At 69.4% G+C, this 18,405-nt stretch carries 17 protein-coding genes and 1 riboswitch; of the genes, 9 read left to right on the top strand and 8 right to left on the bottom strand.

Annotation, left to right across the window (positions count from 1 at the left end):
- Positions 1 to 37 precede the first annotated feature (37 nt).
- Positions 38 to 514 (top strand): hypothetical protein, encoded by a 477-nt coding sequence (locus ATK30_RS24770; RefSeq protein WP_101437617.1) that lies wholly within the window; start codon positions 38 to 40, stop codon positions 512 to 514.
- A 106-nt stretch (positions 515 to 620) separates the two neighbouring features.
- Here ATK30_RS24770 and ATK30_RS24765 read toward each other — a convergent pair whose 3' ends face one another.
- The 5 genes from ATK30_RS24765 to metG form a co-directional block, all read right to left on the bottom strand.
- Positions 621 to 1,634 (bottom strand): methionine ABC transporter ATP-binding protein, encoded by a 1,014-nt coding sequence (locus ATK30_RS24765; protein WP_101437616.1) that lies wholly within the window; start codon positions 1,632 to 1,634, stop codon positions 621 to 623.
- A 215-nt stretch (positions 1,635 to 1,849) separates the two neighbouring features.
- Positions 1,850 to 1,940: riboswitch (SAM riboswitch) on the bottom strand.
- A gap of 655 nt (positions 1,941 to 2,595) precedes the next feature.
- Positions 2,596 to 3,438 carry a 16S rRNA (adenine(1518)-N(6)/adenine(1519)-N(6))-dimethyltransferase RsmA gene (gene rsmA, locus ATK30_RS24760; protein ID WP_101437615.1) on the bottom strand — a complete coding sequence of 281 codons (843 nt, stop codon included), beginning with the start codon at positions 3,436 to 3,438 and terminating at the stop codon, positions 2,596 to 2,598.
- Between the two features lie 98 nt (positions 3,439 to 3,536).
- Positions 3,537 to 4,925: a resuscitation-promoting factor gene (locus ATK30_RS24755; protein WP_167442216.1), complete on the bottom strand. Its 1,389-nt coding sequence runs from the start codon at positions 4,923 to 4,925 to the stop codon at positions 3,537 to 3,539.
- A gap of 427 nt (positions 4,926 to 5,352) precedes the next feature.
- Positions 5,353 to 6,177 (bottom strand): TatD family hydrolase, encoded by an 825-nt coding sequence (locus ATK30_RS24750; RefSeq protein ID WP_101437613.1) that lies wholly within the window; start codon positions 6,175 to 6,177, stop codon positions 5,353 to 5,355.
- A gap of 382 nt (positions 6,178 to 6,559) precedes the next feature.
- Positions 6,560 to 8,356 carry a methionine--tRNA ligase gene (gene metG / locus ATK30_RS24745; RefSeq protein ID WP_167441993.1) on the bottom strand — a complete coding sequence of 599 codons (1,797 nt, stop codon included), beginning with the start codon at positions 8,354 to 8,356 and terminating at the stop codon, positions 6,560 to 6,562.
- Positions 8,357 to 8,417: 61 nt separating this feature from the next.
- Here metG and ATK30_RS24740 point away from each other — a divergent pair, with 61 nt between their 5' ends.
- From ATK30_RS24740 to ATK30_RS24720, 5 genes are all read left to right on the top strand, one after another.
- Positions 8,418 to 9,005, top strand: coding sequence for a PadR family transcriptional regulator (locus ATK30_RS24740; protein WP_101437611.1), 588 nt, complete (start codon positions 8,418 to 8,420; stop codon positions 9,003 to 9,005).
- A gap of 96 nt (positions 9,006 to 9,101) precedes the next feature.
- Entirely contained in the window at positions 9,102 to 10,100 is a 999-nt protein-coding gene (locus tag ATK30_RS24735; protein ID WP_101437610.1) for an ATP-binding cassette domain-containing protein, read from the top strand.
- Positions 10,090 to 10,854, top strand: coding sequence for an ABC transporter permease (locus ATK30_RS24730; protein ID WP_101437609.1), 765 nt, complete (start codon positions 10,090 to 10,092; stop codon positions 10,852 to 10,854). Before ATK30_RS24735 ends, ATK30_RS24730 begins: the two co-directional genes overlap by 11 nt.
- A 97-nt stretch (positions 10,855 to 10,951) precedes the next feature.
- Positions 10,952 to 11,566: a glycoside hydrolase family 25 protein gene (locus ATK30_RS24725; protein WP_101437608.1), complete on the top strand. Its 615-nt coding sequence runs from the start codon at positions 10,952 to 10,954 to the stop codon at positions 11,564 to 11,566.
- Between the two features lie 45 nt (positions 11,567 to 11,611).
- Complete coding sequence (locus ATK30_RS24720; protein WP_101437607.1) at positions 11,612 to 12,850, top strand: aminodeoxychorismate synthase component I; 1,239 nt, start codon at positions 11,612 to 11,614, stop codon at positions 12,848 to 12,850.
- A gap of 34 nt (positions 12,851 to 12,884) precedes the next feature.
- Here ATK30_RS24720 and ATK30_RS24715 read toward each other — a convergent pair whose 3' ends face one another.
- Positions 12,885 to 13,844, bottom strand: coding sequence for a quinone oxidoreductase family protein (locus ATK30_RS24715; RefSeq protein WP_101437606.1), 960 nt, complete (start codon positions 13,842 to 13,844; stop codon positions 12,885 to 12,887).
- Positions 13,845 to 14,020: 176 nt separating this feature from the next.
- On the opposite strand from ATK30_RS24715, the gene ATK30_RS24710 reads away from it, so the two are divergent.
- Entirely contained in the window at positions 14,021 to 14,506 is a 486-nt protein-coding gene (locus tag ATK30_RS24710) for a QsdR family transcriptional regulator (RefSeq protein ID WP_101437605.1), read from the top strand.
- A gap of 75 nt (positions 14,507 to 14,581) precedes the next feature.
- Here ATK30_RS24710 and rsmI read toward each other — a convergent pair whose 3' ends face one another.
- Positions 14,582 to 15,421, bottom strand: a complete 840-nt coding sequence (rsmI, locus tag ATK30_RS24705; RefSeq protein ID WP_101437604.1) for a 16S rRNA (cytidine(1402)-2'-O)-methyltransferase — start codon at positions 15,419 to 15,421, stop codon at positions 14,582 to 14,584.
- Positions 15,422 to 15,475: 54 nt separating this feature from the next.
- Between rsmI and ATK30_RS24700 the strand changes: the two genes are divergently transcribed.
- Positions 15,476 to 17,044: a dolichyl-phosphate-mannose--protein mannosyltransferase gene (locus ATK30_RS24700; RefSeq protein ID WP_101437603.1), complete on the top strand. Its 1,569-nt coding sequence runs from the start codon at positions 15,476 to 15,478 to the stop codon at positions 17,042 to 17,044.
- Here the strand turns inward: ATK30_RS24700 and ATK30_RS24695 are convergent.
- Positions 16,995 to 17,774 carry an AraC family transcriptional regulator gene (locus ATK30_RS24695; protein WP_244194715.1) on the bottom strand — a complete coding sequence of 260 codons (780 nt, stop codon included), beginning with the start codon at positions 17,772 to 17,774 and terminating at the stop codon, positions 16,995 to 16,997. The genes ATK30_RS24700 and ATK30_RS24695 overlap by 50 nt on opposite strands.
- 55 nt (positions 17,775 to 17,829) lie before the next feature.
- Between ATK30_RS24695 and ATK30_RS24690 the strand changes: the two genes are divergently transcribed.
- Entirely contained in the window at positions 17,830 to 18,396 is a 567-nt protein-coding gene (locus ATK30_RS24690; RefSeq protein WP_101437602.1) for a class I SAM-dependent methyltransferase, read from the top strand.
- Positions 18,397 to 18,405 lie beyond the last annotated feature (9 nt).

The raw sequence follows: 18,405 nt of genomic DNA, 5'->3' as shown, positions 1-18,405 counted from the left end.
GTGGTCAGGCGGACTAGTTTGGAACTACTTTGGAACTATGCGCGCTCCGGAGGTCAACCTGTCCGAGCTGTCCCTGCACCCCCGCCGGGTCGTCGAACAGCTCGAAGGTTCGCCGAGCCGTTCGGTCCGGATTCGCCGACGGGAGAAGGACAAACCCGATCTGGTCCTGGTCACCGCCGACCGCGCCGAGCAGGCAGCGGCCGGGTTTTCGGCGACCGTCACGCTCCTCGTGGAGCTGATGCGCCGCAGCAACGAGACGGCCGCGCTCGCCGCCGAGGCGCTGCCCGCCGCGTTCCCGTGGGCGCGGTACCTGTCGGCGGACGAGGTGCGGACGTTCGCCGGCGAACTGGCCGAAACCCTGGAGCGAGCCGAATCGCTCGGCAACCCGGCACCGTTCGCCACCCTCGTGGCCACGTGGAAGCAGACCGCCGAGGCGCACGCGGATCCGGAGCTCGCGGAGATCCTCCGCCGCAACGACCACAATGGACAGACTTCAGGACGGTTGTCCCAATAGTCCGGCCGGGTGACCCAATTTCTGGGGCGGCGCGTCCCGCGGATACGGCGAGGGCCGCCCCAACTGGTTGGAGCGGCCCTCGAAAAACGGTTCGGCGAAAGGGAAATCAGGCAGCGACCACGCTCTGCGGTCCGCGAACCGGCTGGCTCACGTGCGCGCCCCGGTCGGAGATCCAGGACAGCGCGGCGTCGGCCCGCTCGCCGCGGACACCGAGACGGAAGCGGGCGATCGGGGTGTCCCCGATGCGGGTGAGACCGCCGCCGATGGTGGCGAGTTCCACGTCGAAGCGGCTGGCCGCCTCGGGCAGCAACGCGCCCACCGACGCGAAACCGATCAGGACGACGTCGACCGAGCGGTCGTACTTCGCGGATTGGGCGCGCGACGTCTCGATCGACGGCAGCACCGCCTGCGCGGTCCAGCTGTCCGGCGTCGAGATCAGGTCAAGCACCGTGCCGCGCTCGACGATCGCGCCGTTGTCGAGCACCGCGACGTCGTCGCAGACCCGGCGGACGACGTCCGCGTCCGGCGTGGTGACGACGACCGTCACGCCCAGCTCGGCCCGTGCCCGGTCGAGCACGGCGAGCACCGCGCCGGCCTCCTCGGCGGCGACCCCGGCGGTCGGGTCGTCGGCGAGCAGCACGGCCGGTCCGGCCGCGAGCGCCTTCGCGACCGCGACCCGGCGAAGCTGGCCGTCGGTGAGTTCTTCCGGCTTCTGTGCGGCGCGGGCGGTGAGGCCGACCAGGTCGAGCAGCGAGCCGACCCGGCTGCGCCGCTGCGGGCCGTCGACGCCCAGCTGCTCCAGCGGGCTGGCGATGTTGCCGGCGATGGTGCGCTCGGCGATCAGCTCCGGCTTGGTCCCGACGACCCCCAGCTGGCGGCGGATCTCCCGCAGCCGCTTGCCGTCGAGCGTCGCGGTATTGAGGCCGTCGAGCCGCACGACGCCGCGGTCGGGACGCTCCTGCAGCGCGATGCAGCGGGCGAGGGTCGACTTGCCGGAACCGGACGGACCCACGACCCCGAACAGCGAGCCGGCTTGCACGTCAACGCTCACGTCGCGCAGCGCGGCGACCCGGTTTCCGTGGAAGGGAAAGGACTTGGACACGTTTTCGACAGTGATCACGAAAGGGCTCCAGGCAAACGAGGCGCGGCGCCGTTTCCGGGCGCGCCAGGCGTCATCGAATTACCGTCCACAGTGGACGGCGCAAGAAAGTGCGGAAAAAACGATCAGGCGATGACCATGGAGCGTCGACACGCACATACCGAGCGGCGACCTTCGTCGACTACGCGCCGGCGGGTCAGCAGGAGCGGGCGGGTGACCCTCTTCATCGAAAACAGCCTCCATCGGTCCTGGCGGTAGCACCTGCCCTGCGGAGGGTGGTTGCTGCGACTTCGGCGAGCCAGGTCTCTCAGTCGCTCGGGATGGACGCTTTCGAGTAAAGCCGATCCCATTGGCTGAACGCAAGCGCGTTGGTGCAGATCACACGTCTGGTGGTGCCCGCATGCCGGGACACCCGTCCTGTAGCGCGAAACCCGGAACCTCGGTCGCCGAACAGTGCCTCGACCTGCGAAACGCTCGTGACGACTGGCGTTCGCGAACTAGTTCGTTCCACTGTGGACGATCAAGGATCTTTATGGAACAAGACTTTTTTCGTTGTCAAGGGCGCTTCGCTCCCAGGCCTCGGCGCTCGGCTCGGCGGGTCCACGGCCGGGTCGAGATAGGTCACCGGAGCGAAGCACCTCCGGTCGCGCCGCGGAACAATCGGGAGCGGGGAGCACGCGGACTCCCCCGAATGCCGCGGGCCGGACGAGCCGCTCGTCACAGCTTCCACCGCGCTCACGCCATGACCGAGAGTAGTGGCGCGGCCCCGAATCGCCCACGATCAGCGATGACGCAAACCCAGCTCCCGATCGCGGAATACCCGCCGCGCTCCCGCCGTTGAACAGCGAAAACGAGCTCGACTGGCGAAGGTGTACCGCGATGGGGGAGGTGCTCGCCACGCCTGCGAAGGAGCGCGAGGGAGAAGGCGGACCAGCGACGGTACTGGGGAACCCAGCGTCGTCGTCGCGGCAGGGGTTCCTGCTCAGTTTCCGGCAGCCGCGATCCGGGCGAACGCGTGCACGTCCAGCTGCTCCCCGCGCGTCTTCGGATCGATCCCCGCCTGCGCGAGCAGCTCGCCAGCCCGCTCGGCGGAACCGGCCCACCCGGCCAAAGCCGCCCGCAATGTCTTGCGCCGCTGAGAGAACGCCGCGTCGACCACAGCGAACAGCCGCGCGCGATCCACGCCGGACACCGGGTCAGTCCGGGTGAACGACACCAGCGCGGAATCGACGTTCGGCACCGGCCAGAACACCGCACGCGGCACCGCGGCGACCTTGCGCGCCGGGCCGTACCAAGCGAGCTTCACGCTCGGCACGCCATAGGTGCGGCTGCCCGGTCCGGCAGCCATCCGGTCGGCGACCTCGGTCTGGACCATCACGAGCCCGCCGCGCAGCGACGGCAGTTCGGCCAGCAGGTGCAGCACCACCGGCACCGCGACGTTGTACGGGAGGTTCGCCACGATCGACACCGGCTCCGCAGGCAGATCGGCGGCCCGCACCCGCAGCGCGTCAGCTCCGACGACGGTCAGCCGGTCCGCTGCCTCCGGCGCGCGCTCGGCCACGGTGCGCGGCAGGCGGGCGGCGAGTACCGGGTCGATCTCCACAGCGATGACCTGAGCGCCCGCGGCGAGCAGCCCCAACGTCAGCGAGCCGAGCCCGGGCCCGACCTCCAGGACGACGTCCCCCGGCCGCGCGCCGCCGAGTTCGACGATGCGGCGGACCGTGTTGGGGTCGTGCACGAAGTTCTGCCCGAGCTTCTTCGTGGGCCGGACGTCGAGTTCGTCGGCCAGCCCGCGGATTTCGGCGGGTCCCAGCAGTTCCACCACCGGACGAGCCTACCCAGCGCCGCCCGCGACCCTGCTCGCGGCACGAAAAAGCCGGTGGCCGCGGGCACGAAGCCCACGACCACCGGCGGAAAATTCGGTCAGGCGCGCTGGCCGCAGACCGGCCAGGCGCTGTAGCTGCCGCCACGAGCGTCGCGGACCTTCTCGGCCACCGCGATCTGCTGCTCCCGGCTCGCCTGGTTCGGCAGGGACGCGTACTGGTCGCCGCCGTAGGCGTCCCAGGTCTGCTTGTCGAACTGGAGGCCGCCGTAGTAGCCGTTGCCGGAGTTGATGGCCCAGTTGCCGCCCGACTCGCACTGCGCGATGCGGTCCCACGCGGACCCGTCGCCGATCGCCGGCTGCGGCGGCTGCTTGGTGCCGACCTTGATGATCTTGGCCTTGGCCTCGACCAGGGTCTTCTCCGAGACCTGCTCGCGAGAGATCTCTTCGCCGTTGCGCTTGGTGACCTTGTAGGTCACCAGCTTCTTGCCCGGCGTGCCCGGGTCCTCGACGCTCTGCTGGCCCTGCAGCTGCGTCGGGTCGTCGACCTTCTGCACCTCGGGGTCGATGGTCTCTTCCTGGTTGACCATCGACACGCCCATGCGGCTGACGTGGACCTCGGCGCCGTTCTTCAGGCTGACGTCGAGGCCGCCCTCGATCGCGTCGTCCGGGCCCAGGTTCAGCTTCAGGTCGGAGACGAGCTCCTTGGTGGTCACCGCGTTGGTGCTCACCTGGCGCGGCGCGTTGGTGCCGTCGAAAAGCGTGATGTGCTTGAGGGTCTTGACCTGGACGGTGGAGCCCTCGAGCGGCAGTTCGCCGGACGACGGCATCGACGTCCACGCGCCCTGCGAAAGCATGCTGCCCATGCCGAGCTGGTTCATGGCCTCGCCGAGCGTGGTCGCCCGGACCCAGGAGGGCCGCGACACGCCGTCCACGACGAGGTTCAGCTGACGGCCGCGCTCGAGCTTGATGACGCCGCCGTCGCCGACCTCCGCCTGCGGAGAGGGCGAAAGCGCGTCGTGCTCGCCGACCGACAGGCCCGCGTCCTTGAGCACCTCGCCGACGGTGCCGCCGTAGCTGTGCACGGTCTGCTGGTGGCCGTCGACGTCGACGGTGATGCTCTTGTTCATCGCGAGCGCCGCCGCGCCGCCACCGCCGACGGTGACCAGCAGCGAGAGCACGGCGCCCTTGAGGAAGCGGCGCTTCCAGGTCTTGGTCGCCTCGCGCAGCCCTTCCTCGACCGCGGCCTTCTTGGCCTGCGGGGAGGCGGTGCGGTCCTGCTCGACCTCGTCCGGGAGGACGAGCGGCGGAAGCATCGTGGTTTCCGCGTTGATGAGGCGGATCAGCTCGTCGACGTCGACGTCGATTTCCGACATCAGAGCGTCGGCGTCCGGGCCGAGCGCGGCGAGCACGTCCTGCTCGGTCACGCGGAGCTCGTCGGAGAAGTCAAGCTGCCCGTAGGCGGTGTCCTCGAGCTCGCGGTCGAGCACGGCCACCGAGGACTCGGAGGAGGAGAAATACGCCGAACCCGCGTCAAGACGCGAGTCATCCTGCCGACTACCAGTCACCGGGTCGTTCCCTTTCCCAAGACACCGCGCGATCGTCGCGCGTCGTCCTTCGTTCGCGACGCACCCTCGGGCGCGCCTCTCAAGTCCGACACCCCCAGCCAGCGCCATCGTCACGGTTCCGAGTCGTACCAACCTCGGTTCCGCTTCCCCGACGTGCACTGACGTGACTGGTGGGCGTATCAGCCGGCTCCGCTGCGCGGTACCGACCGGCACGATCACGGGACAGTAACGGGTGTCGGCAGGTTGCGCAAACACCCCCCGGAGTGTCGTGACTTGTGTCACTCATCAGGTGGACGAATGCGCGGTCTCGAATGTCGCAATCCGTGCAACCCGTTGTGACACTACGGAATCACGTGGGCAGCTGGTATGCGCGTTCGGCAGTGGTCCGGACCGCTTCGGCCACCTCGTGGACCGCTTCGCCGCGCAGCTGGGCGAGGAAGCGAACGGTGTAGGCGGTGCAATACGGCTCGTTCGGCCGCCCACGGTAGGGATGAGGCGTCAGAAACGGCGCGTCCGTCTCGGCGAGGAACTGCCCACGCGGCACGATGCGCGCGGCCTCGTGCAGCCCGCGCGCGTTCTTAAAGGTGACCGTGCCGGCGAACGACAAGATGTAGCCCTTGTCGATACAGCGGCGCGCGATGCGCTCGTCGCCAGAGAAGCAGTGGAAGACGACCGTCTCGGGCGCGCCTTCCTCGTCAAGAATGCGAAGCACGTCCTCGTGCGCGTCACGATCGTGGATCATGAGCGCCTTGCCAAGCCGCTTCGCGAGGTCGATGTGCCAGCGAAACGCCGCCTGCTGCGCGTCGTGCGGCGAGTAGTCCCAGTAGTAATCGAGGCCGGTCTCGCCAACCGCGACCACTCGCTCCCCGCGCGCCAAACGCTCCACTTCGGACTGTTCATCCGGCCCGAATTCCTTGGTACGCGTGGGATGGATAGCCACCGCGGCGAAGACGCGAGAGTCCCAGGTGGACGCTTCGGAAGCCCAGCGAGCAGCGGCGAGATCGTCCGCGACAGTGACGACGCGAGCAACTCCAGCCCGCTCCGCCCGGTCGACCATCTCCGCGACATCGGCCGCGGTCTTCGCTCCGCACGCGTCCAGGTGAGTGTGCGCGTCGACCACCGTCACCGGCAGCCGGTCGGGGATCGGGGGAAGTTCGCGCTTTTCGTCACCCATGGCCCCCAAGCTACTGCGCACCCGCCCCCGGATGCCGTGAGGGGAACCCTCACGGACTCAGATTCCCGCAAGGAGCCCTTCACGGACCGCCTCGCTATCGCCGCGATGCACCCAGCCGCAACCCGCGAACCCCACGAACCCACCCACCCAAACCGCGCACCCACCACCAACCGCAGCCAGCGCACCCACCTCACCAAGCACCCACACCACCCCCCGCACCCCGGTACGAAGCCAAAAACACGGCGCGGAGGTGCATGTCAAGGCATCTTTCCCGCCTTGACAAGCACCCCCGCGCCGTAGTCACACTCAACTTCGGGGTGCCCCCACGCAACCCAACAACCGCAATGTCGCCGCCAGGCGACGAGCCGCCCGAGACGAGACCTCACTCAGTCACGATCGGAGCCCACTCCGGACCAGTCTCCCCCAACTTCGGGTCCAGCTTCGTGAACAACGGCGTCGGCTTCTCCAACGGCCGCCCGATCTCGATCGGCTTCGACTCCCACTTCGCCTGCTCGCTCTTGTAATCGCCAGTAAGAATCGGGTTGATCCGATCCGGCACGTCAAGGTCCTCGACCTCCTGAAGCTCAGGCTGCGCAGCCCAAACTCCGGTCCCGCCAAGAGCCTCATGCACCTTCTGCGCCGAATGCGGCAAGAACGGCGTCAGCAACGTATTAGCGTCACTGACCACCTGCAACGCCGTGTGCAGCACCGCGTCCCGGCGGTCCGGGTTGTCCTTGAGCTTCCACGGCTCCTGATCCGACAGGTACCGGTTAGCCGCCGTGACCACCCGCATCGCCTCAGCCGCGGCCAGCTTGAACCGCGACCGCGCCAGGTGCCCGCCCGCCGTCTCGAACGCCTGCCGCGACAGCGCCTTCAGCTCCTCGTCCGCCGGGGCGGGCGCGGTAGGAGCCGGAACCGCTCCGTTGTTCTTGTGCGCCATCGAAATCGAGCGGTTGACGAGGTTGCCCCATTCGTTGGCCAGCTCGAAGTTGGTCCGCCGGACGAACTCGTCCCAGGTGAAGTCGGTGTCCTGGGTTTCCGGCCCGGCCACCGAGATGAAGTAGCGCAGCGCGTCCGGGCCGAACTCGCGCAGGAAGTCGTGCACGTAAATGACCGTGCCGCGCGAGGTCGAGAACTTCGAGCCGCTCATGGTGAGGAACTCGCTGGACACGATCTCGTCCGGCAGGTGCAGCTTGCCGTACTTGCCGGCCTCGCCGCCACGGTCGCCGTCGCCGTTCTGGCCGAGCAGCAGCGCGGGCCAGATCTGGGCGTGGAAGGTGATGTTGTCCTTGCCCATGAAGTAGTAGGCGCGCGCGTCCGCGTTGGTCCACCACTCCTGCCAGGCGTCCGGCGTGCCGTTGCGGCGGGCCCATTCGACGCTGGCGGAGAAGTAGCCGATGACCGCGTCGAACCAGACGTAGAACCGCTTGAGCGGCTGGTCGCGCCAGCCGTCCAGCGGGATCTTCACGCCCCAGTCGAGGTCGCGGGTGATCGGCCGCGGCCGCATGTCGTCGATCAGGTTGCGGGTGAAGTTGAGGACGTTGGGCCGCCAGTCGGTCTTGGTGCCCAGCCAGTCGCCGAGGGTTTTGGTGAACGCGGGCAGGTCGAGGAAGTAGTGCTCGGTCTCGACGAACTTCGGCGTCTCGCCGTTGATCCGCGACTTCGGGTTGATCAGCTCGGCCGCGTCGAGCTGGTTGCCGCAGTTGTCGCACTGGTCGCCGCGCGCGCCGTCGTAGCCGCAGATCGGGCAGGTGCCCTCGATGTAGCGGTCGGGCAGCGTGCGGCCGGTGGACGGGCTGATCGCGCCGCGGGTGGTCTTCGGGACCACGTAGCCGTTGCGGTTGAGCGCGAGGAAGATCTCCTGCGTCACCGCGGCGTGATTGCCGGTGGTGGTGCGGGTGAACAGGTCGTAGGAAAGGCCGAGTCCCTGCAGGTCCTGGTCGATCTGGCGGGTGTACTTGTCCGCGGTCTCCTGCGGGGTCATCCCCTCTTTGTCCGCCTGGACGGTGATCGGCGTGCCGTGTTCGTCGGTCCCGGACACCATGAGCACCCGGTTGCCGGCCATTCGCTGGTAGCGGGAGAAGACGTCGGACGGGACGCCGAATCCGGACACGTGGCCGATGTGGCGGGGGCCGTTGGCGTAGGGCCAGGCCACCGCGGTCAACACAGGGGTGCTCATACCTGTTTAGCCTACGGATGCGCTCCAGTGCGTTTCGTGGTGGTCGGGGAAGGGAGAGCAGGTGTCGGCGACGCGTCTGCTGGTGCTCGGGGTCGTGCGGATGTTCGGCCGCGCGCACGGCTACCAGGTGCGCCGCGAACTGCTGTCCTGGTCGGCGGACAAATGGGCGAACGTCCAGCCCGGTTCGATCTACCACGCGCTCAAGAAAATGGCCGCCGAGGACCTGCTGGAGAAGATCGACGTCGAACCGGGCGACGGCGGGCCGGACCGGGTCGCCTACCGGCTGTCGCCCGCGGGCGAGCAGGAGTTCCAGGTGCTCATCGCGAAGGGGCTGTCCGATCCCAGCGCGAGCAACGCGGAGCTGTGCGCGGCGGTGAGCCTGATGCCCGCGCTCCCCCGCAAGTACACGATCAGCCTGCTCAGGCAGAACCTGATCCACTTCGAAGCGGAAGAACGCCGGTCGCGGCTGAGCCTCGAGGACGACACCTGGGGCAAGCCGCCGCACGTGTACGAGCTGTTCCGCTTGTGGGGCGGGATCGCCAGCGCGAGCCGGGAATGGCTCGCCGGGCTGATCGAGCGGCTGGAAGCGGGCGAGTACGTGATGGCCGACGATCCTGGTTCGGCCTTCGGGCCGCCGGCTCCCGAGTAATCAAATTTGACTAACTCTCTCCCCGTCGGGCACAGTGTGCGCGTCAGCTAGTCAAGCTTGACTAGCTGATCTTTCTGGGAGGAGAGGGGGTTGTCCATGATCACGGCACGCGGACTCGAGCGGCGGTTCCGGCGCAAGGGCCGAGCCGGTGGCGAGGTGCACGCGGTGAAGGGGGTCGATCTCGACGTCGAGGCGGGCGAACTGGTCGGGTTCCTCGGCCCGAACGGGGCGGGCAAGACGACCACGCTGCGCATGCTCACCACCTTGCTGAAACCGACCGCGGGCACGGCGACCGTCGGCGGGCACGACCTGCTCACCGACGCGGCGGGGGTGCGCCGCAACATCGGGTACGTCGCGCAGGGCGGCGGCACCGCGCCCGAAGTGCGCGTGGACGAGGAACTGGAGCTGCAGGGCAGGCTGTACCGGATGAGCAAGGCCGACGCGATCGCGCGCGCCAAGGTGCTCACCGAGCAGCTCGACCTGACCGGCCTCGGCCAGCGGGCCACGAAGACGCTGTCCGGGGGTCAGCGGCGCAGGCTCGACATCGCGCTGGGGCTGATCCATTCGCCGGGACTGGTGTTCCTGGACGAGCCGTCCACCGGGCTCGACCCGCAGAGCCGGGCGAACCTGTGGGAGCACATCCGGCGGTTGCGCGCGGAACAGGGCGTCACGATCTTCCTGACCACCCACTATCTCGACGAGGCGGACGCGCTGGCCGACCGGCTGATCGTGATCGACGACGGCCGGATCGTCGCCGAGGGCCATCCGGACGCGCTGAAGGAGCAAGTCTCCGGCGACGGCGTGGCGATCGAGGTGGATCCGCGCTCCGCCGAAGCCGCCGCGGACCTGGCCCGGCAGCTGCCCGGCGCGCACGAGTTCACCGTGCGCGAGGGGTCGATCCGGTTCCGGGTGCCGCGCGGCGACACCGCGATGCCGGAGCTGCTGCGCGCGCTCGACGCCAAGGAGATCCCGACCAGCTCGATGCAGGTCACGAGGCCGACCTTGGACGACGTATTCCTTACTCTCACCGGCCGGTCGCTGCGCGAAGCCGAGCAGCCCGCGCCGGCGGAACCGGAGGTGTCCGGTGTGGCATGACACCTGGCTGATCTTCCGCCGCGACATGTTGGGCGCCCTGCGGAACCCGGCCTGGCTGCTGATCGGCCTCGCCCAGCCGCTGCTGTATTTGTTCTTCTTCGGCCCGCTGCTGGTGAAGTCGCTCGGGGCGCAGGGGATGTCCGAGGTCGACGGCTGGATGGTGCTCACGCCCGCGCTGATCGCGCAGCTGGCGCTGTTCGGCAGTTCGTTCGTGGGCTTCGGGCTGCTGGCCGAGTTCCGGTCCGGCGTGGTCGAACGGCTGCGCGTCACCCCGGTGCACCGGTCCGCGCTGCTGCTCGGGAAGGTGCTGGCGAACGCGTTGCAGGCGGCCGTGCAGGCGGTGCTGATCATCCTGCTCGCCTACCTGGTGTTCGATCTGAACGCACCGTTCGCCGGCGTGTTGCTGAGCCTGCTGATCGTGTTCCTGCTCGCGCTCACGCTGGCGTCCTGCTCCTACGCGCTGGCGCTCACGCTCAAGAGCGAGGAGGCGTTCCCGGCGCTGCTCAACGCGGTGCTGATGCCGTTGCTGCTGCTGTCCGGCATCCTCATCCCGATCACGTCCGGGCTGGCCCCGAAGTGGCTGTACACGATCTCGCAGATCAACCCGTTCCGGCACGTGGTCGACGTGGAGCGCAACAGCTTCCGCGGCGACTTCTCGATGGGCGCGCTGTTCACCGGCAGCGTGGTCGTGCTGGTCATGGCCGTTTTGGCCGTGTGGTGGGGAACGCGCACCTTCCAGCGGGAAAACGCCTGATCAATCCCTATCGACACGCCGGGAAAGGTCACCCCGCTCCGGAACCGCGGACGTAGGGTGGCCTTTCACCCGTCGTGGGGCTGGTCAGGGGTGCTAGGTGGCGGAACCGGAGAGCGGGCGCGGACTCACGCTCACTCATCGCGAGCAGGTGCTCGATTGGGCGGCGGTGCGCGGCGCCGACGTGCGGTTCGCCTCGGTCACGATCAGCGAAAACGTCAATTGGAGCGATCCGGGCGCGGAGCGGACGCTGGCCGCGGCTCAGCACGCGGGCATCCACACCGGGGCCCGGCATTACGCACGGCCTGGCGCGGTGCACGACCAGGCCGACCATTTCGTCCGGACGGCAAGCAGGCTCGGCGCGTTCGCGCCCGGGTCGCTCGCCCCCGCGCTCGAGGTGGACGCGCAGAGCGTCGACGACCGGTTCGTGAAGGCGTGGATCAAGCACGTGCGGCACGCCGCGCGGATCCGCCGGGTGCTCGTGTACGCCGGGCACGACTGCTGGGCGCATCGCCTGCACCCGGACCGCTGGGCCGATTCCGACGTCGTGCTGTGGCTCGTGCGGCACAACGGCATTCCCGGGCGGCCCGGCTGGTTCCATTCGCGGCTCGGGCTGCACCAGCACGCCTTCACGTCAGGAGTGCCGGGTGTCTGCGGTCCGGTCGCCCAGGACGCGGTGGTCTATCCGTTCGCGCTGTCCGATGTGCTGCTCTGATCACCTTTTCCGCTGGTCATCGCCGGTTTCCGGCACAATGGCGCGATGCGTTTCCAGCGGCTGCGGACCGACCTGACGCCTTCGCGGGCGCTTGTTCTGCTGTCCGCGTACGCGCGGGCGCACGGTCTGCCCGAGCCCGCCGCGGTGTGCGGGGACTGGTTCGGGTCGCGGGCGGTGGTGGCACCGTTCGTGGCGGTGACTCCCCGTCCGTTCCCGTCGGATTTTTCGGTGTCGGGTCCTTCCGAGCGCATCGGCGGTGGGTGGTTCGGTTTTCTGGCTTACGACCCGGCGGATCCGTCCGGACGTTCGACCGGGGTTCCCGCGTCGGCCTGGGGCTGGGCGGATCACGTGCTGCGCTGGGACGCGGCGGGCGGGTGCTGGTTCGAGTCGCTCGAAGGGGACGCCGACGCGCAGCTTGCCGTGATTGAGCGGGCGCTGGCTGGTTCGGCGGAGTTCGCGTGGTCCGCTAGTGCGTTGGACCGGCCGTCTGGGCACGAGCTGGCGGTGAAGGCGTGCGTCCACGAGATTGAAGCGGGCGAACTGTTCCAGGCGAACATCTGCTCGCGGTTCACCGGGACGTTCGAGGGATCGCCCGCCGCGCTGTTCGCGGAAGGAGTGCGACGGCTGGCTCCGCGACGGGCGGCTTACGTCACCGGTGAATGGGGTTCGGTGGTTTCGCTGTCGCCGGAACTGTTTGTGGAACGCCACGGCCGCCGCGTGCGGTCGTCGCCGATCAAGGGCACGCTGCCCCGCCGCGGTCCGGCGGACGACGGCAACGCGCTGCGGTTGCGGCAGTCGGCGAAGGACGTCGCGGAGAACGTGATGATCACCGACCTGGTGCGCAACGACCTGGGCCGGGTGTGCGAGGTCGGCAGCGTCGTGGTGCCGGAACTGCTCGCGGTGCGTCCGGCTCCGGGGGTATGGCATCTGGCGTCCACTGTGGAGGGTGTGCTGGCGGACGGCGTGACCGACGCCGAGCTCCTGGCGGCGACATTCCCTCCGGGTTCCGTCACCGGCGCGCCGAAAATCCGGGCTCTGGAACTGATCGCCGAACTGGAACCGGCCGCGCGCGGCGTGTACACCGGCGCGGTCGGGATGGTGTCGCCGCTGGCGGGGCTGGAGCTGAACGTGGCGATCCGGACGTTCGAGATCGCCGGGGACCGGATCGCGCTCGGGGTCGGCGGCGGGATCACCGCGGATTCGGACAGCGCCGCGGAATGGCAGGAATGCCTGCACAAAGCGGCACCGTTGGAGGAACTGCTGGCCAACCCTCGTGAGTGTTGATCACGGTGAGAACCGTGATCAACACTCACGAGGGTTATCGGCGCGGGTCGAGCAGCAGCTTGCCCGTCGTGCCGCGGGAACGCAGCGCCTCGTGTGCCTTCCGCGCGTCCGCCAAGGCGTACTCGCCGCCCGCGATCGCGCGGAGCTTCCCGTCCTGCACCATCGCGAACAGCTCGCTGAGCGCGGTGCCGAAAACGTTGCCCGGCAGGCGGAACACATGCGGCAGCCACATCCCGGCGACGGTCGTGCTGTGGCCGAGAAGATTGCGCAGCTCGATCGGCTTCGGCGACCGCCGGCCGGCCATCCCGTAGAACACCAGACGGCCGAACGGGGCGAGCGCGGCGATGCTCTGGTCGGTCGTCGGGCCGCCGACCATGTCGAGGACGACGTCGACCCGCTTGCCGTCGTTGGCTTCCCGGAGCACTTCGGTCATGTTCTCCGCGCGGGAATCGACCGCGACGTCCGCGCCGAGTTCGATCGCCAGCGCGCGCTTCTCCTCGCTGCTCGCGGTCGCGATGACCCGGCCCGCGCCCCACGCGTTCGCGAGCTGCACCGCGATCGACCCGACCCCGCCCGCCGCGGCGTGCACGACCACGGATTCGCCGGGTTCGAGGTGAGCGTTCTTGCGCAGCATGATCCACGCGGTCGCGCCCTGGACCAGCATCGAGAGCGCGTTGAGGTCGTCGACGCCGTCCGGCACCGGGAACGTCATGGCCTCGTCGGCCGCGACGCGCTCGGCGTAACCGCCGCCGTCGTTGAGCAGCGCGACCACGCGCTTGCCGTCCGCCGTGCGGCCGACGACCTCGCCGCCGGGCACGAGCGGCAGTTTGCTCGGGGCGAGATACGAGTTCTCCGCCTGGTGCGTGTCCGCGTAATTCAGCCCGACGCGGTCGACCTCGATCAGCACCTGCCCCGGCCCCGCCACCGGATCGGGCAGCTCGACCGGCTTCAGCACCTCGGGACCGCCGAACTCGGTCACCTGCACAGCACGCATCTCCGCGGCTCCTCTCGCTCTCTGTGAGACATCCTGCCACATGTCTCATTCCTGCGACACTCTCTGCTAACGTCTCACACATCGACACGCCACTGTCCGCCCGCACCTCGCGACCCGCCGCCGTCGCGGCCTTCCGCCTTGCCCGCGCCCGGTTCCTCGCCGGAGACCGCGTCGACATGCGAGACCTGGCCGGCGACCTCGGCGTCAGCCGCGCGACCCTGCACCGCTGGGTCGGCAGCCGAGACCACCTGCTGAGCGAAATCCTGTGGGCGGAAACGGCGGCGGTGCTGGATAACGTGAGTTATGCAGGCCGCGGCGGGGACGGCATCGCGGAGGCGATCGGGGCGTTCGTGCGGACGGTCAACGCGTCCGCGCCGTTCCGTGCGTTTCTGCGCCGGGAACCGGAGCGCGCGCTGAGGTTGTTGACGACCAAGGCGAGTTTGGTGCAGTCGCGCACCATTGAGAAGGTGGCCGCTCTGCTGTCGGACGAGATCGCAGCGGGCCGGTTGGAGTCGCCGCTGCCGGTGACGGATCTGGCGTACCTGCTGGTGCGGGTCGGCGAGTCGTTTATTTATACGGACGCGATCACCGGGGAAGAGCCCGACGCGGAAAAGGCTTTGGTGGCCGCGAAAATGCTCCTGCGCGGCGGGAGCGCCCGCTAGCGTTCACGGGTGACTGTCGTCCAGGCCGTTCTCTGCGAAACACCAGGTGGCCGCGGACAACGCCCGTCCCCTGACTCACTTCCGAGCCGCGAGCACCGCCGCGTAAAGCTCCTTTGTGGACACCCCCGCCGCTCCCGCCACCTCGGCCGCGACGGTCTTCAGCCGCTCCCCCGAGGCGACCCGGTCCGCCACCTCCGGCACCAGGTCCGATACCTCCACCTGCCGAGGCGTCGCACCCTCCAGCACCACCGTGATCTCGCCGCGCACGCCGTCCGCCGCCCACTCCGCCAGCTCCGCGAGGGTGCCGCGTTTGACCTCTTCATACGTCTTCGTCAGCTCCCGGCACACCGCGGCCCGCCGCGACTCGCCCAACGCGGCAGCGGCGTCCGAGAGCAGCGAAGCCACCCGATGCGGCGACTCGAAGAACACCACCGTCCGGCGCTCCCCAGCCAGTTCCGCCAGCCACTTCGTCCGCTCGCCGGGCTTGCGCGGCGCGAAGCCCTCGAAGCAGAACCGGTCACACGGCAGCCCGGACAACGCGAGCGCCGTCGTCACCGCCGACGGGCCGGGAAGGCAGGTGACCGGCAGGTCCTCCTCGACGCACGCAGCCACGAGCCGGAAGCCCGGATCGGACACGCTCGGCATCCCGGCATCGGTCACCACCAGCACGGTCTCACCGTCGCGCAGCGCCTCCAGCAGCTTCGGCAGCCGGGCAGTCTCGACGTCCTCGTAGAAGCTCACCACCCGGCCGGAAGGCGACACGCCGAGCGCGGAGGCGAGGGTGCGCAGGCGCCGCGTGTCCTCGGCCGCGATCACATTCGCCGAGCCCAGCGCCTCGATCAGCCGGGCGGACGCGTCGCCGGGATCGCCCAGCGGGGTGGCGGCGAGGACGAGCCGTCCGGACGCAGAAGTCATGGCAGTCAGCCTAACCAGACGCCACCGGTGGATCAGGCCGTACTATCGGGCCCCGTGACCGCGCTGCTGACCCGTGCCGACGACGAGAGCGTGCGGCCGGACCCGGTCGACGCGCGCCGTCCCCCGACCGACCGCGAAGCCACCCTGCTCGGCCGGGCGATGCCCGCCGACCGGCTGCGCGGCTGGATCGTCACGATCGTGCTGACCGTGATCGGCGGCGTCGTCCGGATGCAGAATCTGGGCTTTCCCACTGACCACCTCAGTCCCGTCTTCGACGAGAAGCACTACGTGCCCCAGGCCGCGCAGATGCTGCGCAACGGCGGGTACGAGGACAACGCCGGGTACGAGCTGATCGTGCACCCGCCGCTGGCCAAGGACTTCATCGCGCTGGGCGAGTGGCTGTTCGGCTACAACGGCTGGGGCTGGCGGTTCATGTCGGCGGTGGCCGGCACGCTGATCGTGCTGCTCACCGTGCGCGTCGCGCGCCGGCTGACCCGCTCTACGCTGCTCGGCGGCATCGCGGGCGTGCTGGTGATCTGCGACGGTGTGCTGCACCTGCAGTCGCGGATGGGGATGCTCGACATCTTCATCGCGTTCTTCGTGCTCGCCGCGTTCGCCTGCGTGCTCTGCGACCGCGACCAGGTGCGGCAACGGATGGCCGTAGCGGTGCGCGAGGGCTGGGTCAACGAGTCGCCGTGGGGACCGAAGCTCGGCTTCCGCTGGTGGCGGTTCGCGGCCGGGCTGATGATCGGCCTGACCTTCGGCGTCAAATGGTCGGCGCTGTACTACATCGCGGCGTTCGGCCTGCTCACCGTGTTCTTCGACGTCGCGGCCCGGCGCGCGGCGGGCGTGCAGCGGCCGTGGGTCGGCACGATCCGGCGGGACGTCGCGCCCGCGCTGTGGGCGATCCTCGTCGTGCCGGTGCTGATGTACCTGGCGGCGTACTGGGCGTGGTTCGCCAGCGAGACCGCGACGGACCGGCATTACACCGAGATCAAGAACATCGACCCGGGCATGTTCGGCTGGATCCCGCCCGCGCTGCGCTCGCTCGGCAGCTACACGGCCAACGTGCTGCATTTCCACGAAACTCTGGTGACGCCCAAGGACAATCCGCATCCGTGGGAGTCGAAGCCGTGGACGTGGCCGATGGGCCTGCGCCCGATGCTCTACTACTACGACGGCAACGTCACCGGCTGCGGCGAATCGCGCTGCCTCGGCGCGACGATGCTGATCGGCACGCCCGCGATGTGGTGGCTGGCCGTCCCGATGCTCGGCTGGGGCCTGTGGCGCTGGTTCTTCCGCGCGGACTGGCGCTACGCCGCCGTGCTCACCGGCTACTTCGCCGGCTACCTCCCCTGGTTCACCAACATCGACCGGCAGATGTACTTCTTCTACGCCACGCCGATGGCCCCGTTCCTGGTGCTCGGCCTGGTGCTCGCGCTCGGGCAGATCCTCGGCAGCGCCCAACGCGGGTTCGAGCGCCGGGGCACCGGTCTGCTCGTCGTGTCGCTCTACGTCGGGCTGGTGGTCGCGAACTTCGCCTGGCTGTGGCCGATCCTCAACGGCGTCCCGATCACGAACGACCATTGGCAGGCGGAAATGTGGCTGCCGTCGTGGCGCTGAAGTAGGCACCCGGCGGCACCCCGACCGCCCGGCGGAAGGCGGCGACGAACGCGCTGGCCGTCGCGTACCCGACCCGGTGCGCGACGGTCGTCATCGGCGTTCCTCGCGCCAGCAACGGCAACGCCGCGCGCAGCCGGGCTTGCGTGCGCCAGGTGCCGAACGTCATCCGGCAGTCGCGGACGAACGCGCGGGCCAGCGTCCGCTCGCTCGCGCCGACGTCCCGGCCCAGCTCGGCCAGGCCGCGCGAGTCGGCGGGGTCGGCGAGCACCGCGTCGGCGACGTCCCGGGCTCGGGGGTCGGCGGGTGTGGGGACCACGATCGGCGCGACGTCCATCGGCTCCAGCAGGTCGAACGCGACCGCTTCGGCGCGGCGGCGGGCGTCGTCGCTGATGCCGTCCGCGGACAGGTGCTCGAGCAGTTCCCGCAGCAGCGGCCGGACAAGGACGATTCGCGGGGACGGCCAGTCGACCGGGCACTGCTCCGGATCGGCGTAGATACCGCGCAGTTCGACGTTCCCGGCCGCGCCGGTGCGATGGCGGACGCCGGCCGGGATCCAGAGCGCGCGCGTGGACGGCAGCACCCACTGCGCGTCGCCGACCATCACCGCGGCGACCCCGCTCGCGGCCCACACCAGCTGATGCGCCGGATGTTCGTGCCAGGGGAACCAGGCTCCGGCCGCGATCGGGAGGTCGCCGAGCAGCATCGCGCCGGTTTGACCGTACTGCGACATGACGTGACAGCCTATCGTCTTCCAGTCAGCGCGGCGTCTCCCTAGCGTCGAGGCCATGCCGATGAACCTGATGCACCGCAAGCTCTGCAGCTCGGAGAAGTGGGCCGCCGCGGTGGCCGAGGTGCTGCCGGACTGGCTCGCCCGGTTCGAACTGGGCGACGACGTGCTCGAAATCGGGCCTGGTTTCGGGGCGACCACGCGGGTGCTGGTCGACGCTCTCCCTCGGGTGACCGCTCTGGAAATCGACCCGGCGTCGACCCGGCTGCTGCGGGAGAAATACGGCGACCGGGCCGGCATCGTCGAGGGCAGCGGCGCGGAAATGCCGTTCGAGGACGGCCGGTTTTCCGCGGTCGTGTGCTTCACGATGCTGCACCACGTGCCGACCGACGACCTGCAGGACCGGATCTTCGCCGAGGCGTTCCGGGTGCTGCGGCCCGGCGGCGCCTACTGCGGCGTGGACAGTCAGCTCAGCTTCGGATTCCGGCTGCTGCACCTCGGGGACACGATGAACGTCCTCGACGCGGACACCCTGCCCAGCCGGTTGGCGGCGGCCGGGTTCGAGCAGGTGCGCGTGGGGACGGAGCGGAAGCGGCTGGAGTTTTCCGCCGTGAAGCCTTCGTGAGTGCCAATC

It is taken from the genome of Amycolatopsis echigonensis (assembly GCF_002846615.1).
GTDB lineage: Bacteria > Actinomycetota > Actinomycetes > Mycobacteriales > Pseudonocardiaceae > Amycolatopsis > Amycolatopsis echigonensis.
This window is presented reverse-complemented; position numbering and strand designations above follow the sequence as displayed.

Excerpts from the sequence above, each read along its gene's own strand:
- ATK30_RS24770 (WP_101437617.1), top strand. The coding sequence starts at position 38 with ATGCGCGCTCCGGAGGTCAACCTGTCCGAGCTGTCCCTGCACCCCCGC.
- metG (WP_167441993.1), bottom strand. The coding sequence starts at position 8,356 with ATGAGCACCCCTGTGTTGACCGCGGTGGCCTGGCCCTACGCCAACGGC.
- ATK30_RS24710 (WP_101437605.1), top strand. The coding sequence starts at position 14,021 with ATGCGAGACCTGGCCGGCGACCTCGGCGTCAGCCGCGCGACCCTGCAC.
- ATK30_RS24750 (WP_101437613.1), bottom strand. The coding sequence starts at position 6,177 with ATGGGTGACGAAAAGCGCGAACTTCCCCCGATCCCCGACCGGCTGCCG.
- ATK30_RS24695 (WP_244194715.1), bottom strand. The coding sequence starts at position 17,774 with ATGTCGCAGTACGGTCAAACCGGCGCGATGCTGCTCGGCGACCTCCCG.
- ATK30_RS24690 (WP_101437602.1), top strand. The coding sequence starts at position 17,830 with ATGCCGATGAACCTGATGCACCGCAAGCTCTGCAGCTCGGAGAAGTGG.
- ATK30_RS24715 (WP_101437606.1), bottom strand. The coding sequence starts at position 13,844 with ATGCGTGCTGTGCAGGTGACCGAGTTCGGCGGTCCCGAGGTGCTGAAG.
- rsmI (WP_101437604.1), bottom strand. The coding sequence starts at position 15,421 with ATGACTTCTGCGTCCGGACGGCTCGTCCTCGCCGCCACCCCGCTGGGC.
- ATK30_RS24735 (WP_101437610.1), top strand. The coding sequence starts at position 9,102 with ATGATCACGGCACGCGGACTCGAGCGGCGGTTCCGGCGCAAGGGCCGA.
- ATK30_RS24720 (WP_101437607.1), top strand. The coding sequence starts at position 11,612 with ATGCGTTTCCAGCGGCTGCGGACCGACCTGACGCCTTCGCGGGCGCTT.